Source organism: Aureimonas sp. Leaf427 (genome assembly GCF_001425485.1).
Lineage (GTDB): Bacteria > Pseudomonadota > Alphaproteobacteria > Rhizobiales > Rhizobiaceae > Plantimonas.
In genome coordinates, this window is record NZ_LMQW01000048.1 from 204,137 (window position 1) to 220,259 (window position 16,123).

The following is a 16,123-nucleotide window of genomic DNA, read 5'->3' on the forward strand; positions in this document are numbered from 1 at the left end:
AGCGGCCGTCAGCCTTCGGGATGCGTCTCGTTCCAGGCATCCTTGCGCACGGGCTGGCGGCCGAAATTGGCCTCCGCCGTATCCTGCCCCGCCTCGACGATGGAGCGGCGGATGGCGCGCGTGCGGGTGAAGAGGTCGAAGAGCGCGTCGCCGTCGCCCCAGCGGATGGCGCGTTGCAGCGAGGCGAGATCCTCCGAGAAGCGCGCCAGCATCTCCAGCACCGCCTCGCGGTTGTTGAGGAAGATGTCGCGCCACATGGTCGGGTCGGAGGCCGCGATCCGCGTGAAGTCGCGAAAGCCGGAGGCCGAGAACTTGATGACCTCCGAGCGCGTTACCGTCTCCAGATCCGCTGCGGTGCCGACGATGTTGTAGGCGATGAGGTGCGGAACGTGGCTGACGATGGCGAGGACGAGGTCGTGGTGCTCCGCCGTCATCGTCTCGACGCGCGCGCCGGCCGCCTCCCAGAGCGCGCCGAGCCGCGCCGTCGCGCCGGGATCGGTGCCCTCGATCGGCGTCAGGATCGTCCAGCGGTTCTCGAAGAGATCGAGAAAGCCCGCATCGGGGCCGGACTGCTCGGTGCCCGCGATCGGATGGGCCGGCACGAAATGGACGGAGGAGGGCAGGTGGGGCCGCATCGCCTCCACCACGGCCGCCTTGACCGAACCGACGTCGGAGACGATCGCGCCGGCCTTCAGCGCCGGGGCGATCTCCGCCGCGATCGCGCCGCAGGCGCCGACGGGCACGCAGAGGATGACCAGATCGGCGTCGCGCACCGCCTCCGCCGCGCTCGCATGGAAGCTGTGGCCGAGGCCGAGCTCCTCGGCCCGCGCCAGCGTCGCCGGGCTGCGGGTCGAGATGGCGATGTGGGAGGCGAGGTTCCGGTCGCGAAGATTGATGGCGATGGACGAGCCGATGAGGCCGATGCCGATCAGCGCGACGCGGGCGAAGAGCGGCTCGGTCATGCGCCGGCCTTGCTGCCCAGAAACGCCGTCAGCGCGGCGACGACGCCGCGGCAGGCCGCCTCCGACCCGACGGTGAGGCGCAGCGCATTGGGAAAGCCGTAGGACCCGACGCGGCGCAGGATGAAGCCGCGGCTGGTCAGATAGGCGTCGGCCTCCGCGGCGGTCCGGCCGGCCGTCTCGGGGAAATGCACGAGCAGGAAGTTCGCGACGCTCGGCGTCACCTCCAGCCCGAGCGCAGTAAGCTCGGTGGTGAGGAAGGCCAGCCACTCTTCATTGTGCCGGGCCGCGTTCTCGGCATGGGCGCGGTCGCGGATCGCCGCGGCGCCCGCCGCGATGGCGGGCGCGTTGAGGTTGAACGGTCCGCGGATGCGGTTCAGCGCGTCGACGATGGGCTCGGGCGCATAGATCCAGCCGATGCGAAGCGCAGCGAGACCGTGGATCTTCGAGAAGGTCCGCGTCATCACGACGTTCTGGTTGGCCGAGACGAGTTCGACGCCGGCGCTGTAGTCGTTCTTGGCGACATATTCGGCATAGGCCGCGTCGAGCACGAGGATGACGTTGGCGGGCAGGCCCGCATGGAGGCGCCGCACTTCGTCGTAGGAGAGGTAGGTGCCGGTCGGATTGTTGGGATTGGCGAGGAAGACGATCTTCGTCTTCGCCGTGACGAGCCGCAGGATCGCGTCGACATCGGCCCGCCGGTCGCGCTCGGGGGCGACGACGGGCGTCGCGCCGGCCGCGCGGATGTAGATGTCGTAGACGAGGAAGCCGTGCTCGGTGTGAATGGCCTCGTCGCCTTCGCCGAGATAGGCGGCAGAGAGAAGGCCGAGCAGCTCGTCGGAGCCGTTGCCGCAGAGAAGGTTCGCCGCGTTCAGCCCTTGTGTCTCGGCGATGGCGGCCTTCAGCGCGTTCGCCTGCCCGTCCGGGTAGAGCTCCAGCGAAGCGGCCGCCGCGATCATCGCCTCGCGCGCCTTCGGCGAGGGGCCGAGCGGCGTCTCGTTAGAGGAGAGCTTGTGGAGCGTCACGCCTTCCGGCGCGTGGCTCTTGCCCGGCACATAGGCCTCGATGTCGAGGACGCCCTTGTTCGGAACGGGCCGGTTCGACGCTCCTGCGCTCTCGAACGGTCGTGCGGCTTCGCTGGCCATCTGGTTTCCTCGGGGCTCGTCGTCTGAGGGTCGCGCGGCGTCGTCAGGCGCCCGTGCGCAAGGGTGCCGCATAGCCCCCGACCGCGCGGATGTCGAGGCCGGCCATGTCGGCGCGGCCGAGAAGCGCCCCTGCGTCGCGAACCGCGACGAGCCGCGCGAGCGTCCCGTTCGCGGCGCTTTCGGCCATCACGTCCGCATCGAGGCCGGCGAGGGCCGCCTCGATCGCCGCCGCCGGGCCTTCCAGCGAGAGGCAGGCGATCTCGAAGGGCACGGGGTCGGCGAGCGGCGGGGCGATGACGAGGGCCGGCACGTCCGCCTGCCGCCCGTCCGCCTGGAAGAAGGGGAGGCGGGCAACGACCTGGGCGCGGTCTAGGCCCCGCCACCAGGGGCCGCAGGTCTCGCCGAGAAGGACGACGCCGAGCCGGTCGTCGCCGCCGGCCTCCATCCAGGCGACGACGGCATCGGCTGTGCCGAGCACCGAGAGGGGCACCGAGAAGCCGAAGGTGAAGCGCGCGGCCTCCACCGCCTCCGTCCAGCCGCCGCCGCTGGAGACGGCGACCTCGAAGGGAGCCTGGAGCGCGGTGAAGGTCGAGATGATCTCGCGCCAGAGATGCTCGACGGCGGTGAGCGGCAGGTGCCCCTCGTGCCGCCCGGCGAGCCGCCGCATCATGTCGGCCTCGCGCCCGGGGCGGAAGGCCGCGCCGTTGCGGGCGGTGCCCTTCACCTCGATCAGCTCGTCGATCACGCTCGCGCGCTGCATCAGGAGCCGGTGCACCGACTCGTCGATGGCATCGATCTTGGCCCTGAGTTCCGCAAGCCTCGACGGGTCGCCAAGCGTCGCAGCCGTCATTCCAGCATTCCCCGTTTTCGAAGGTCGCACGCCTTCTATCGGGCGGCTCGCCAACTTGCAAAGCGGACGAGGGAGCAGCGAATGCTTGCTTTGAGGGTCCGAAGATGATGAGTGCCACCTTCGTTCGACGTCAAAGACAACCGATCGACTGCCATGACCCTCACCGTCGCCAGCCCGAGAGACGCAATCGAGGATGCCGCGGCCCGCGAGGCGCGCAATCCCTCCAGCCTCGTCGCCCATTTCGGCCCCGGCGAGCCGCTGCGGCTCGATGCCGGCCGCGATCTCTCGCCCTTCCAGATCGCCTATACGACGGCGGGCACGCTGAACGCCGACAAGTCGAACGCGATCTACGTCTGCCATGCTCTGACCGGCGACCAGTATTGCGCGAGCACCAATCCGGTGACGGGCAAGCCCGGCTGGTGGTCCTCGCTGATCGGGCCGGGCCTGCCGATCGACACGAACCGCTTCTTCGTCGTCTGCTCCAACGTCATCGGCGGCTGCATGGGCTCGACCGGCCCCGCCTCGATCGATCCCGAGACGGGCGAGCCTTATGCGCTGGACCTGCCGGTCCTGACCATCGGCGACATGGTGCGCGCGCAGGCCATGCTGATCGACCGCCTGGGCATCGACACGCTCTTCGCCGTCATCGGCGGTTCGATGGGCGGCATGCAGGTCCTGCAATGGACGGTGAGCTATCCGACCCGCGTCTTCGCCGCGCTGCCGATCGCGACCGGCGCGCGCCATTCCTCGCAGAACATCGCCTTCCACGAGGTCGGGCGTCAGGCCGTCATGGCCGATCCCGACTGGCGGGGCGGGCGCTACATCGCGGAGGGCACGCGGCCTCACAAGGGCCTCGCCGTCGCGCGCATGGCGGCGCATGTCACCTATCTCTCGGAAGCCGCGCTCCAGCGGAAGTTCGGCCGCAACCTCCAGGACCGGCAGACGCTCGGCTTCGGCTTCGACGCCGATTTCCAGATCGAGAGCTATCTGCGCTACCAGGGCATGACCTTCGTCGACCGGTTCGACGCGAACTCCTATCTCTACATGACCCGCGCGATGGACTATTTCGACATCGCCGAGCCCTTCGGCGGGCGCCTCGCCGAGGCCTTCCGGAACACCCGAACGCGCTTCTGCCTCGTCTCCTTCTCCTCCGACTGGCTCTTCCCGACCGAGGAGAACCGGGCGGTGGTCCACGCGCTGAACGCGGCGGCGGCCTCGGTCTCCTTCGTCGAGGTCGAGACCGATCGCGGCCACGACGCCTTCCTCCTGGAAGAGCCCAACTTTTTCGCGGCCATGGACGGTTTCATCCAGTCGGCCGCGCGGCTGAGGGGGCTCTGACATGGCCGTTCCAGGCGAATCCCTGCCGACGCCGGCCTCCCTAGCGGAGGCCGAGGCGGCGCAGCGCATCGATCTCCAGCTGATCGCGGACCTCGTCGCGCCGGGCAGCCGGGTTCTCGACGTCGGCTGCGGCGACGGCTCGCTGCTGCAGCTTCTGGAACAGCGGCGCGGCGTCGACGGGCGCGGCATCGAACTGTCGCAGATCGGCGTCAACGAATGCGTGGCGCGCGGCCTTTCCGTCATCCAGGGCGACGCGGACCGCGACCTCGTGCACTATCCCGACGACGCCTTCGACTACGTGATCCTGTCCCAGACCATCCAGGCGACGCGCAATCCCAAGATCGTGCTCGGCGAACTTCTGCGCATCGGGCAGCGGGCGATCGTGTCCTTCCCGAACTTCGGCCACTGGTCGATCCGCCTCGCGCTCGGCTTGAACGGCCGCATGCCCGTGACGCGCAACATCTCCTACGCCTGGTACGAGACGCCCAACATCCACTTCTGCACCATGCGCGACTTCGTGGAGCTCTCCACCGAGATCGGCGCGACGATCGAGACCGCCGTCGCGATCAACGCGACCGGCCAGAAGATGGGGATGAAGATGCCCTGGGCCTTCTGGAACCTCTTCGGCCAGCAGGGCGTGTTCGTCCTGAAGCGCTGACGCTTCAGCGGGTCTTGAACAGCACGAAGGCGACGAAGGCCCGGCGCTCCGCTTCGGGCGCTGCGGCGAAGGCGAGGATGGCGGCTTCGCAGTCGTCGATCGCCTCAATGGCGTCTGCCTGCGAGAATTGGACGTCCGGGTCGTAATCGGCAAGATGTCGTTTCGACTGAAAGCGCAAGATGACCGCGGCAATGTCGCGAAACGTTGTCGGGAGAGCCTCCATCGTCTTGCCGTTGAGGCAGGCGGAGCGAAGCGTTCCGTGGTCCAAGGCGCGATAGACCTGCTTCCAGGCGATCCGAGACGACGTGTCATCGCCTCGTGCAATCAAGCTATCGGCGCCGGCCTCGGCGACGGTGTGAAACAAGGCATAGTAGGCCGAGCTGATCGCTCGCCTGACATGTGCGTCCGGTGCCGATCCGCTCTCCGCCGCGATGAGAGATCGGGCTACAGCCAGAAGATCAAGCGGCCGCAGGATAGACTCCCCGAAATTCGGACACGGGAACGAAGGACAGGATCGGGTAGGCCGTCTCGCCGGATCGGCGAAACGCGTCGGCAACGCGTCCTCCAAACGGAAACGTCTTTGCGGCTCCGAGCGGCATCCGTCCATCACGAACGAGAATGGTCACCCAAACAACGGGATCACCGACGTGATCCTCGTCGGGACGGAAATCGACGCGTTCGACGACGTCACTCGTAAAGACATCGAGCGCGAGAGCTTTGACGGCCTCTTCCAAATCGCTCTTCTCGTTCATCGTGGTTCCTCGGCGCCCGTCGGTTCCACAGAGCCTATCGCAGGTATCCCGCTCGATATACCCTCACAGCCCCACCGCCTTCATCCCTGCCTCCGGGTAGCGCTCGCCCGCGACCGCGTCGCGCGTGAAGGCCGCTTCCAGTTCTTCGATGTCGGCGGCCGACAGGGTGAACTCTCCGCCGGCGACGTTCTCCTCCAGATAGGCGATGCGCTTGGTGCCGGGGATGGGGACGATGTCCTCGCCCTTCGACAGGACCCAGGCGAGCGCGACCTGTCCCGGCTTCACGCCGTTCTTGCCGGCGATCGCCTCGACGAGCGCGACGAGCTTCAGGTTGCGCTCGAAGTTCTCCTTGGCGAAGCGCGGCGAGCCCTTGCGGAAATCGCCCTCGGCAAGGTCTTCCGGCGTCTTGAAGCGCCCGGTCAGGAAGCCGCGTCCGAGCGGCGAATAGGGGACGAAGCCGATGCCAAGCTCGCGCACCACCGGCAGAAACTCCTCCTCCGGGTCGCGGCTCCAGAGGGAATACTCCGTCTGCAGGGCCGTGATCGGATGCTCCTTGTGCGCCCGGCGGATCGTCTCCGCGCCGGCCTCGGACAGGCCGAGATGATGAACCTTGCCGGCCCGCACGAGATCGCCCATCGCCCCGACCGTCTCTTCGATCGGCACGTTCGGATCGACGCGGTGCTGGTAGTAGAGGTCGATGATCTCGACGCCGAGGCGCTTTAGGCTCGCATCGCAGGCGCTCTTCACATAGTCCGGCCGGCCGCTGATGCCGAGGCGTTCGCCCTTCGGCCCGCGCACATTGCCGAACTTCGTGGCGAGCACGACCTCGTCGCGCCGTCCCTTGATGGCGCGGCCGACCAGTTCCTCGTTCCGCCCGACACCGTACATGTCGGCCGTGTCGAGGAACGAGACGCCGAGATCGAGAGCGCGGTGGATGACCGCCGCCGATTCCGCGTCGTCGCCGTCGCCGTAGAATTCCGACATGCCCATGCAGCCGAGACCGATCTGGGAGACGGCCAGTTTGCCGCCAAGAGTGCGCGTCTTCATCGTCGGAGCCTTTCGATGGGTGGATCGATGTCGAAGATAGGACGGGCGGGGCCGAACGTCAGGTCTCCGGCCCGGCGCGATGAACCCCGCTCGGCGGGGCGCGGTGCGCGCCGGCGCCCTGGGGCACGAGCACGGGCCGAACGATCCGGCGCCGCTCGCGGGCGGCGCTGGCGACGGGGAGCCCGCGATAGACGTGTTTCGTCGCGACGATGATGATGACGCCCGCAAACGCCGGCCAGATCCGCCGGCCGATCCGCTCCAGCGTCGGGGAGAGGCCGAAGAGCGAGCGGCGGCGGAAGGGCGGGAAGAGCAGCGCTTCCGACCAGGCGCAGGGCGTGAACATGGCCTCGCGCATCAGCCGCGAAAGCTGGCCGCGCGACCAGGGGCGGCCGGAGCCGAAGGGCGTGTGCTCGAATCTCGTCCAGACGCCGCGCCGATGCGGCACGACGACGACGATCGAGCCGCCGGGGGCCAGCACGCGCCAGGCCTCGGTCAGCATGTCGAGCGGGCTTTCCGCAAATTCCAGCGCGTGGACCATCAGCACGCGGTCGATCGAGGCGTCGCCGAGCGGCAGATCCTCGGCTCCCACCAGCGCCGTGCGCGAGGCCGCGCCGATCGGCCAGCCGACCGCTCCTTGCGTCGCCGGCATGAAGGCCAGCGCGCGCTCGCAATCGGCGGAGAAGCGGTCGAGATAGGGCAACGCATAGCCGAGCCCGAGGAGCCGCTCCTCGGAGATCGGCTGCCACAGCGGAATAAGCGCCGCCGCGATGGCGCGCTCGGCGGCCGTGCCGAGAGCGGAGCCATAGAACTCGCGAAGGTCCACGATGTCGGAATTCATGCTCAGGGGACTGCGATCTCCGATGGGGCCGCGGCGCGGTGCCCCAGTCTACCGCGCCGCACGCCGGCTGCGATAGGCCTTCCGCCGACCGATCGACGAGAGAGGATCGCAAAGGCCCTCCCATGCGCCGCTCGATGCCCTACCTCGAAGTGTCGCGACTTGGCTCGCCGTCCCAGCCATCGGAGGCCCCCGGAGTGCCCGATATCCAGATCCGCCAGTTCACCTGCCGAACCGACAATTTCGGCGTGCTCGTCCACGATCCGTCGAGCGGGGCGACGATCGCGATCGACGCGCCGGAGGAGGGGCCGATCCGCCGCGCCCTCGATGCCGAAGGCTGGCGTCTGACCCATATTCTGACGACCCACCACCATCCCGATCATGTCGAGGCGAACGAGGCGTTGAAGGCGGCCTTTGCCGTCGAGATCGTCGGGCCGGTGAAGGAGAAGGCGAAGATCCCCGGCATCGACCGCACCGTTTCGGGCGGCGACCGGTTCTCCATCGGCGCCATCGAGGTCGAGGTGATCGACACGCCCGGCCACACGCTGGGCGAGGTGTCCTACTACATGCCGGGCGCCAAGGCGCTGTTTGCGGCGGACGCGCTCTTTTCGCTCGGCTGCGGGCGCATCTTCGAGGGAACGCCCGCCATGCTTTGGGAGTCGCTCCAGCGGCTGCGGGCGCTGCCGGACGAGACCTTGCTCTATTGCGGCCACGAATACACGACGACCAACGCCCGCTTCGCCATCGACGTCGATCCCGGCAACACGGCGCTGCGAAACCGCGTCGAAGAGGTCGAACGCCTTCGGATCGCGGGCAAGGCGACGCTGCCTGTGGAGCTTGGCGGGGAGAAGCGGACGAACCCCTTCCTGCGCGCCGACGATCCTGATCTGATGGCCGAAATGGGCATGACGGGGGCCGAGCCCGCCGAGGTCTTCGCAGCCCTGCGTGAGAAAAGGAATGGATACTGATGAGCTCCGCCGCCCTTTCCATCGTCAAGCGTTTCGGCCTGAAGCCCCATCCGGAAGGCGGCTGGTATCGCGAGACCTTCCGCGACGAGGCGCTGGATGAAACCGGCCGCCCGCGGTCGACGGCGATCTACTACATGCTGGAAGCCGGCGAGACCTCCGAATGGCACCGCGTCACCGACGCCGCCGAGGTCTGGCACTGGTATGCCGGCGCGCCGCTCGTGATCACTTTGTCGCCGAACGGCCACGACGCCTCCGCCCATCGGCTGGGTCCGGACCTGTCCGGCAACGAGGAGCCGCAGATCGTCGTGCCCGCCGGCTGCTGGCAGACCGCGACGACGCTCGGCGCCTATACGCTGGTCGGCTGCACGGTCTCGCCGGGCTTCTGCTTCGAGAGCCTGGAAATGGCGCCGAAGGATTGGCGCCCGACGCCGAGAAAGGCATCCGCCGCAGGGTAGGCACAAGGGCGATCGGAAGATTGCGAGCCTCGCCATATGGCCATAGACTGAGCCCTTGTCGAAAGGTCGACCGATGAAGGAAGGAGACGCCATGCGGGATGTATCGGTTCATCTGTCCGACACGGTCGGCGATGGCGTCTCCCGTCTTGCTACAGCGATCGGACGTTCGCCGGACTGGGTGATCGAGCGGGCGCTGACGGCTTATCTTGCAGGCGAGGGGGCCGATCTCCTCGCCGCCGCCAAGGGCGATTCCGAATTTGCCGAAGGTGAAGCCGAGGATTTCGACGACGTTCTCGCCGATCTCGCTGCCATCGTTCACGGAAAGGCGGCTTGAAGCGGGTTCGGCTTTCCAGCTCGGCTTCAGCCTATCTGAGACGCGAGGCCGCGTATCTTAGGCGTCACGCTCCTGCGTCTGCCGACGCATTTCTCATTCGGATGCAGTCGGCTCGGGATCGTCTCTCGGAGTTCCCCGAAAGTGGTCCTCCAAGCGATGGGAACGAGAGCGCGGGTTTTCGACAGTTGGTCGTCGGCGATTATGTCTTCGCCTATCGCATCGTCGGAGACGAGGTTCGAATCCTGTTCATCCGGCATGGTCGCCAAGATCGTCGGCCACCCGAGCGAACGGCTTAATTGTGGCCGCTCCGCCCCATCAGCCTGCGAAACACCGGCAGAGCCGCCAGCGTCGCGCCGGCGGTGATCAGCGCGGCGGCGCCGAGGATGGGGGCGCTGAAGGCGGCCTCGCCGGCAAGGATCAGGACGAGCGTGGAGAGAAGCGGCGCGGCATAGCTGGCGGCGCCGAGAAGCTGGATGTCGCCGTGCTTCACGCCATGGTCCCAGACGTAGAAGGCGGCGCCGACCGGCAGGAGGCCGAGCAGGGCGACCGCACCCCATTGCGAGGCGCCTACCGGCCAGACCGTTTCCTCGATCGCCAGATGCACGAGCGCCGAGAGAACGGCCGTCGCCGCGCAGAATCCGGCGACGATCTCGCTCGGCACCTCGCCGAAGCGGCGCGAGAGCAGCGAATAGCCCGACCAGAAGACGGCGCAGAGCGCGGCGAGGCCATAGCCCAGCAGATGCTCCTGCGAGAAGCCGACGCCGCCCGTGCTGCGCGCGACGATGATCAGCGCGGCGCCGGAGAGGCCGAGGGCCGCGCCCGCCAGATGGAACCAGCGCAGCCGCTCGCCCGGCAGGAGCGCCGAGCCGAGCACGATGAGCAGAGGCCAGAGATAGGCGATGAGGCTCGCCTCGGCGGCCGGCGCAGCGCGCAGCGCGGCGAAGTAGAGCGCATGATAGCCGAAGAGCCCGCCGATCCCGAGCAGCCAGACCGCCGGCCTCTGGCGGAACAGGCCGGCCACCGGTCCCCGCCGCCGCCGGAACGCCAGCCAGACGAGGCCGACGAGCGTGCCGATCGCGAAGGTCATCGCGTTCATCTGGAAGGGCGGAACGGCGCCGCTTCGCGCGGTCAACAGGGCGAGAAGCGACCACATGAGGATCGCGGAGAAGCCGAGGAGGGTGGCCAAGACGGAGCGCCGATCGAGCGGAGAGAAAACCACTCGCCCTATAGGGCCGCCGCGTGCGCCCGGTCAAACCGCGAAAGCCCGGCTCCTTCCGGCGCGTCTCAGTTCTTGGCGAAGCTCGAGGCCCTCAGCGTCAGCGGACCGATCTCGGTCGGGATCTTGGCGTAGACCGGCGCGAAGATGCCGGTCGCGCCGATCGGCGCGAACCAGAGCTCGATCGTCTGCGCCTGGATGAACTTCACCCCCTTCGACGTCGCGCGATAGCCGCTGACCGGCTTGACGCGCACGTTGCAGGCGATCGCATCGCCCTCGAACCCGTCTGTGGAGAAGGCGCGCGTGCCGTTCGGCGAGAGCTGGAGATCGAGCCGCGACCAGCCGTCGAAGAAGGGCAGGGTGCGCGAGCAGACGGCGTCCGGCGTCGCCTTGGCCTTGATCATCAGCCCGCTCAGGGGATCGACCACGGCGCGAAGCTCCGAGGGCTTCACCGGCACGTAGTCCGCCTTGCGCCGCGTGACCTTCGGCGCGACCTCGGCGGTCTCGACGCGGCCGGAGCGGAAGGCGACGGTGCTGGAATAGGAGCGCTTGTCGCTCGTGTAGGAGAGGCCGTAGCTTTCGGCGAAGATGCTGTCGCCGCGGATGCGCCCGGCGACGCGGCTCGAGCCCGCCGTCTTGGAGACGATGTCGGCAAGGCCGGTCGAGGCGAGCGTGCCCTCGATGGAGAATCGGCTGCCGTCGATGGTCGTGTCGAAGGAGGCGCGGCCGACGGGCAGCCCGATCAGCGAGACGCTGTATTGCGAGGACATGGCCTGCGCGGAGGCGCCGGCGATGGAGATCGGGCCGGTGGCGAGGGTCGTGGCGAGGACGAGACCGCCGAGCGCCGGCTTCCAGAAGGTCATGAGCAGCTTTCCGCCGAAGAGAGGCGCCGGAGAATCGCTCCGGCGAGGAAGCAATCTAGCAGCGAATGGGGCCGAAATCCGTTGTCGGGCAGGCCTTCGGTCGCGGTGGCGATCACACACGGTTGACCTTGCGGGGTGCGCGGACTATAGAGCGGACCGATTTCCGATCATGCCTCGTGGATGCTGATCGCCCGGCTGACAGCCGGTGGCGCTCTGCGGTGGCCGTTCATAACGAAAAGGGTGTCTCATGTCGCGCGTCTGCGAATTGACCGGCAAGGCCGTCCAGTACGGCAACAATGTCAGCCACGCCAACAACAAGACCCGTCGCCGGTTCCTGCCGAACCTGTCGAACGTCACGCTGATCTCCGACGCCCTCGGCCAGCGCTTCCGCATTCGCGTCTCGGCTGCCGGCCTTCGCTCGGTCGAGCATCGCGGCGGTCTCGACGCCTTCCTGCTCAAGGCCGACGAGGCCGAGCTGTCGCAGCGCGCCCGTCTTCTGAAGCGTCAGATCGCCAAGAAGGTCTCCGCCGAGGTCGCGGCCTAAGCTACGGCTTGGATCATACGTCAAAATTGATTGAGGCCGGGGACATCCGTTCCCGGTTTTTCTGGTTCCATCACCCAGGTTAAAAAAATGAACTTGCGTCTGCTTGCGCTGCCGGTGGCCGCGATGACCTTGATCGTCGTCGCTTCCAATGTCCTCGTGCAGTTTCCCGTCGCCGGCTCGATCGGGAGTGTCGCCCTCGGCGATATCCTGACCTGGGGCGCCTTCACCTATCCCTTCGCCTTTCTGGTCACGGATCTGACGAACCGCCGCTTCGGCCCGGTTCTCGCCCGGCGCGTGGTCTATGCGGGCTTCGCGGTGGCCATCCTGGCCTCGCTCGTCGCGCCGCCGCTGCTGTTCAGGCTCGGGCTTCTGGAGTTCGCCGCGACCGGCGAGCGCCTGCTGCGCATCGCGCTCGCCTCCGGCGCGGCCTTCCTCGCCGCGCAGCTCTTCGACATCCTCGTCTTCAACCGGCTGCGCATGCAGTCCTGGTGGCGCGCGCCGGCCTTCGCCTCGCTGGCGGGCTCGGTCGTCGATACGATCACCTTTTTCACCATCGCCTTCGCGCCGGCCTTCGCCTTCATCGGGCCGAACGACGACTTCTCCCTTCAGGTCGCTCCGCTTCTCGGCGCCTTCTCGGCGGAAGCGCCGCGCTGGATCTCCTGGGCCATCGGCGATTTCGGCGTGAAGCTCGTCATCGCGGTCGTGGCGCTGGTGCCTTATCGCGTCCTGATGAACCGCCTGATGCCCTATCGCCCCGGCGTGTCGATCGCCTGATCGAGGCTTGCGGCGACCGGCGGAGCGGCTAAGCTCCGCCCATGTCCATCGATATCGAAGCCCCGATTCCCATCCTGCGCATCTTCGATCTGCCGAAGATGCGGGAGTTCTATCTGGATTATCTCGGCTTCTCGGTCGATTGGGAGCATCGCTTCGAGCCGGCCCTGCCGCTCTATCTCCAGATCAGCCGCGGCAGGGCCCGGCTGCATCTCTCCGAGCACCATGGCGACGGAACGCCCGGAACCGCTCTTTTCGTCCCCTGCAAAGGCATCGAAGCGCTGGCGGCGGACCTGAGCGCCAAAGCCTACGGCTACGCGCGGCCCGCCATCGAGCATGCGCCCTGGAAGGCGCGCACCCTGACCGTCACCGATCCCTTCGGCAATCGCCTGATCTTCAACGAACCGGACTGACCGCCTGCGTCTTCAGTCCGACGGCGCTTGCGCCGTCTGGTCCGTCAGGCGGAACTCCAGGAAGAGGTTGCGCTGGAAGAAGGAGCCGTTGTTGTCGGAGACGAGGGTGAGGTAGGTCGAACCGTCCGCGCCGACGGAGGCGTCGAGGCCTTCCATATTGTCGATCTCCTGCGAGAGATCCGCGTCGATCAGCACCGGCCCGTCGACGAGGGCGCCCGGACGAATGCTACCCCCCTCGATCCGTCGCAGGCGCATACCGACCCGGCCGAAGCCCTCGTAGCGGCGTTCGAGCAGGACGAGGTCGCCATCCGGCAGGAAGGCACCGTCGGTGACGTGCCAGGGCCCGTCCCGCTTCACCTTGAAGACGCCGCCGCCCGCCCCGAGGATCGCGGCGAAGAGATCGCCGTTCTCGTCGAGGGACTGTTCGGTGATGACGACGATGCGCCCGTCGCGCGGCGAGACGGCGATCGTCTCCATGCCGGCATTGGAGCGCAGCTCCTTGCGCGGGATCGGGGCCGGGATGGTGCGCGGGCGTTCGTTCGCGACGTCGGCGAGGCGGGCGGGCCGCGCGAAGCTCTCGATGCGCGGCGTGCGCTCGTAGGAGACGAGCACGCGGTCGCCTGTGATCGCCAGCCCTTCGGCGTCGGCATCGCCCTTCTTCTTCACGCGCGGCATGCCGTTGACGCCGAGAATCGGCGAGAGCGCCGCCTCGTCGATGCCGATCGGCCGCCCGGCCTCGTCGCGCCGGATCGTCCCGGAAAACCAGTAGCCGGTGTCGGTGACGGCCAGGAACTCAGACCGGTCCTTCGTCAGGCGGATCGAGGAGACGCCCATGAGGCGCGGATCGGACGAGGCGTAGGAAAAGCCGCCGACATAGTCGAGCGATCCGAACCGCTGCACGTCCTTGCGGACGTCGAAGCGCGGCAGAAGCGAGGCCCGCACGACCGGCTCGCCCTCGGCGCTGACGGCCGCACTGCCGGACACGCCGACCGCGGCCGCGAGCGCGACGCCGAGTGCCGCCAGCCGCGGCAGGCGGCGCAGCGAGCCCCACGCTGCCATCAGCGGCCGGCCCCGGCCGTCCGGCGGCGGCCCGTCCGCCGCGCGGGGGCGTAGCCCTGGTCCTCGAAGAGGTCGGCGAGCTGCTCGGTCATGGCGCCCGCCAGTTCCTCCGCATCGACGATCGTGACGGCGCGGCGGTAGTAGCGCGTGACGTCGTGTCCGATGCCGATGGCCAGTAGCTCGACCGGGGAGCGGGTCTCGATCTCCTCGATCACCATGCGCAGGTGCTTTTCGAGATAGTTGCCGGGATTGACCGAGAGCGTGGAATCGTCGACCGGCGCGCCGTCCGAGATCATCATCAGAATGCGCCGCTGCTCGGGCCGGGCGAGGAGGCGGTTGTGCGCCCAGATCAGCGCCTCTCCGTCGATGTTCTCCTTGAGGAGGCCCTCGCGCATCATCAGGCCGAGATTGCGCCGGGCGCGGCGCCAGGGCGCATCCGCCGACTTGTAGACGATGTGGCGCAGGTCGTTGAGCCGGCCGGGCTTCTGCGGCTTGCCCGCCTTCAGCCAGGCCTCGCGGGCCTGCCCGCCCTTCCAGGCGCGCGTGGTGAAGCCGAGCACCTCGACCTTCACGCCGCAGCGCTCCAGCGTCCGCGCCAGGATGTCCGCGCAGGTCGCGGCGACCGTGATCGGACGGCCGCGCATGGAGCCGGAATTGTCGATGAGCAGCGTCACGATCGTGTCGCGGAAGGCGGTGTCGCGCTCCTGCTTGTAGGAGAGGGGCTGCATCGGATCGGTCACGAGGCGGGTGAGCCGCGCCGAATCGAGATAGCCCTCTTCCAGGTCGAAGTCCCAGGAGCGGTTCTGCTGCGCCATCAGCTTGCGCTGCAGACGGTTGGCGAGGCGCCCGACGACGCTGTGCAGCGTCGTCAGCTGCTTGTCGAGAAAGGCGCGCAGGCGGTCGAGCTCGGCCTCGTCGCACAGCTCCTCCGCGCCCACCATCTCGTCGAAGGCGGTGGAGAAGACGCGGTAGTCCTTGTCGGGATCGTGGTTCGACAGCGCCTGGTTCGGGCGTCGCGATTCGCCGGGCGTCTCGGAATCCTGCGAATCGTCGTCCACGGGATCGTCGGCCGTGACCTCGGACTCCTCGGCCTCGGCCGTGTCCTCACTCTCGCCTTCGCTTTCAGACTCCTCGGCCTGCGCGTCCTCGGAGCCCGATTCCTTTTCGGAGCCCTCCGTCTCGCTGTCGCGGCTCTGGTTGTCGCCGGCCTCGTCCTCGTCGCTGGACTCGTCCTCCTCCGATTCCTGGCCGAGCTCCTCGGCCATGTCCATGGAAGCGAGAACGTCGCGTAGCGCGCGGGCGAAGGCGCGCTGGTCGTCGACCTTCTCGCTGAGGCGCTCCAGCTTCGGCCCGGCCTTCTCCTCGATCCAGTCGCGCCAGACGTCGACCAGCGCCTCCGCGCTTTTCGGGACCGCGCGTCCGGTCAGGCGCTCGCGCACGATCAGCGCGACGGCATCCTCCAGCGGCGCTTCGGCGCGGTCGGTGACGTCGGCGAGGTTGGATCGGAAATACTTGTCCTCGAGCATCGAGGCGAGATTGTCGCCGACGCCGGTCATGGCATTGGCGCCGATCGCCTCGACGCGCGCCTGCTCGACCGCGTCGAAGACCGCGCGCGCCCCGCGCCCTTCCGGGCAGAGCGTGGCGTGAACCTTCACGTCGTGCCGCGCGCGGCGGAGCGCCATGGCGTCCGAGAGCCCGCGCGTCACTGCGACATCCGACTTCGAGGCGCGCTTGGGCAGATCCGGCAGGCGGGCGCGCTGCCCGGTCAGCCCCGGCCGCTCGTTGCCATAGGTGACGTCGAGCTCCCGATCCCCGGCGATGGCGCGCATACAGCCGGCCACCGCCCGCCGGAACGGCTCGCGGTCGGGAGCGCCTTTGGCGCCGGGCTTGGAGTTGTCGCCGATGCGGGCCACGGG

General features: G+C 68.3%; 20 protein-coding genes. 9 read left to right on the forward strand and 11 right to left on the reverse strand.

The window, feature by feature from the left end; genetic code table 11:
* Positions 1-8: 8 nt before the first annotated feature.
* From ASG62_RS20455 to pheA, 3 genes are read right to left on the reverse strand one after another with little or no spacing between them, the layout of a single operon-like run.
* Positions 9-962 carry a prephenate/arogenate dehydrogenase family protein gene (locus ASG62_RS20455; RefSeq protein ID WP_056696432.1) on the reverse strand — a complete coding sequence of 318 codons (954 nt, stop codon included), beginning with the start codon at positions 960-962 and terminating at the stop codon, positions 9-11.
* Positions 959-2,104, reverse strand: a complete 1,146-nt coding sequence (gene hisC / locus ASG62_RS20460) for a histidinol-phosphate transaminase (RefSeq protein WP_056696430.1) — start codon at positions 2,102-2,104, stop codon at positions 959-961. The genes ASG62_RS20455 and hisC overlap by 4 nt, the downstream gene beginning before the upstream one ends.
* Before the next feature lie 43 nt (positions 2,105-2,147).
* The gene (gene pheA, locus ASG62_RS20465; RefSeq protein WP_056696428.1) at positions 2,148-2,954 is read right to left on the reverse strand and encodes a chorismate mutase; all 807 of its coding nucleotides are present in this window, start codon (positions 2,952-2,954) and stop codon (positions 2,148-2,150) included.
* 153 nt (positions 2,955-3,107) lie between these two features.
* Between pheA and metX the strand changes: the two genes are divergently transcribed.
* A complete protein-coding gene (gene metX / locus ASG62_RS20470; protein WP_056696426.1) occupies positions 3,108-4,292 on the forward strand; it encodes a homoserine O-acetyltransferase MetX in 1,185 nt (394 codons plus the stop codon).
* Position 4,293: 1 nt separating this feature from the next.
* A complete protein-coding gene (gene metW / locus ASG62_RS20475; RefSeq protein WP_056696425.1) occupies positions 4,294-4,950 on the forward strand; it encodes a methionine biosynthesis protein MetW in 657 nt (218 codons plus the stop codon).
* Positions 4,951-4,954: 4 nt separating this feature from the next.
* Here metW and ASG62_RS27070 read toward each other — a convergent pair whose 3' ends face one another.
* The 4 genes from ASG62_RS27070 to ASG62_RS20495 form a co-directional block, all read right to left on the reverse strand.
* Entirely contained in the window at positions 4,955-5,506 is a 552-nt protein-coding gene (locus ASG62_RS27070) for a hypothetical protein (protein WP_156385358.1), read from the reverse strand.
* Positions 5,409-5,702, reverse strand: coding sequence for a hypothetical protein (locus ASG62_RS20485; RefSeq protein WP_056696421.1), 294 nt, complete (start codon positions 5,700-5,702; stop codon positions 5,409-5,411). Before ASG62_RS20485 ends, ASG62_RS27070 begins: the two co-directional genes overlap by 98 nt.
* 63 nt (positions 5,703-5,765) lie before the next feature.
* Positions 5,766-6,749, reverse strand: coding sequence for an aldo/keto reductase (locus tag ASG62_RS20490; RefSeq protein ID WP_056696419.1), 984 nt, complete (start codon positions 6,747-6,749; stop codon positions 5,766-5,768).
* A 58-nt stretch (positions 6,750-6,807) separates the two neighbouring features.
* Positions 6,808-7,587: a class I SAM-dependent methyltransferase gene (locus ASG62_RS20495; RefSeq protein ID WP_056696417.1), complete on the reverse strand. Its 780-nt coding sequence runs from the start codon at positions 7,585-7,587 to the stop codon at positions 6,808-6,810.
* Positions 7,588-7,781: 194 nt separating this feature from the next.
* Between ASG62_RS20495 and gloB the strand changes: the two genes are divergently transcribed.
* From gloB to ASG62_RS28135, 4 genes are all read left to right on the forward strand, one after another.
* Entirely contained in the window at positions 7,782-8,552 is a 771-nt protein-coding gene (gloB, locus tag ASG62_RS20500) for a hydroxyacylglutathione hydrolase (RefSeq protein WP_056696415.1), read from the forward strand.
* Positions 8,552-9,007, forward strand: a complete 456-nt coding sequence (locus tag ASG62_RS20505; protein WP_056696413.1) for a cupin domain-containing protein — start codon at positions 8,552-8,554, stop codon at positions 9,005-9,007. Before gloB ends, ASG62_RS20505 begins: the two co-directional genes overlap by 1 nt.
* Before the next feature lie 91 nt (positions 9,008-9,098).
* A complete protein-coding gene (locus ASG62_RS20510; protein ID WP_156382274.1) occupies positions 9,099-9,341 on the forward strand; it encodes a CopG family transcriptional regulator in 243 nt (80 codons plus the stop codon).
* Positions 9,338-9,637, forward strand: a complete 300-nt coding sequence (locus ASG62_RS28135; RefSeq protein ID WP_082537335.1) for a type II toxin-antitoxin system RelE/ParE family toxin — start codon at positions 9,338-9,340, stop codon at positions 9,635-9,637. The genes ASG62_RS20510 and ASG62_RS28135 overlap by 4 nt, the downstream gene beginning before the upstream one ends.
* Here ASG62_RS28135 and ASG62_RS20520 read toward each other — a convergent pair.
* Both ASG62_RS20520 and ASG62_RS20525 read right to left on the reverse strand, forming a co-directional pair.
* A complete protein-coding gene (locus ASG62_RS20520; protein WP_082537334.1) occupies positions 9,634-10,527 on the reverse strand; it encodes a DMT family transporter in 894 nt (297 codons plus the stop codon). The two genes, ASG62_RS28135 and ASG62_RS20520, sit on opposite strands and share 4 nt — an antisense overlap.
* Positions 10,528-10,625: 98 nt before the next feature.
* The gene (locus ASG62_RS20525) at positions 10,626-11,420 is read right to left on the reverse strand and encodes a DUF3108 domain-containing protein (protein WP_056696406.1); all 795 of its coding nucleotides are present in this window, start codon (positions 11,418-11,420) and stop codon (positions 10,626-10,628) included.
* A 247-nt stretch (positions 11,421-11,667) separates the two neighbouring features.
* On the opposite strand from ASG62_RS20525, the gene rpmB reads away from it, so the two are divergent.
* The 3 genes from rpmB to ASG62_RS20540 all read left to right on the forward strand — a co-directional run bounded on the left by rpmB (position 11,668) and on the right by ASG62_RS20540 (position 13,148).
* Positions 11,668-11,964 carry a 50S ribosomal protein L28 gene (gene rpmB, locus ASG62_RS20530; protein ID WP_056696402.1) on the forward strand — a complete coding sequence of 99 codons (297 nt, stop codon included), beginning with the start codon at positions 11,668-11,670 and terminating at the stop codon, positions 11,962-11,964.
* A gap of 87 nt (positions 11,965-12,051) precedes the next feature.
* Positions 12,052-12,738 (forward strand): queuosine precursor transporter, encoded by a 687-nt coding sequence (locus tag ASG62_RS20535; protein WP_056696400.1) that lies wholly within the window; start codon positions 12,052-12,054, stop codon positions 12,736-12,738.
* 41 nt (positions 12,739-12,779) lie between these two features.
* A complete protein-coding gene (locus tag ASG62_RS20540) occupies positions 12,780-13,148 on the forward strand; it encodes a glyoxalase superfamily protein (protein ID WP_056696399.1) in 369 nt (122 codons plus the stop codon).
* Between the two features lie 12 nt (positions 13,149-13,160).
* Here ASG62_RS20540 and ASG62_RS20545 read toward each other — a convergent pair whose 3' ends face one another.
* Together ASG62_RS20545 and cobT are read right to left on the reverse strand one after the other, a co-directional pair.
* On the reverse strand, positions 13,161-14,207 hold the full coding sequence (locus ASG62_RS20545) for an esterase-like activity of phytase family protein (RefSeq protein WP_056696396.1): 1,047 nt from the start codon (positions 14,205-14,207) through the stop codon (positions 13,161-13,163).
* Positions 14,207-16,120: a cobaltochelatase subunit CobT gene (gene cobT / locus ASG62_RS20550; RefSeq protein WP_056696393.1), complete on the reverse strand. Its 1,914-nt coding sequence runs from the start codon at positions 16,118-16,120 to the stop codon at positions 14,207-14,209. The genes ASG62_RS20545 and cobT overlap by 1 nt, the downstream gene beginning before the upstream one ends.
* Positions 16,121-16,123: the final 3 nt, after the last annotated feature.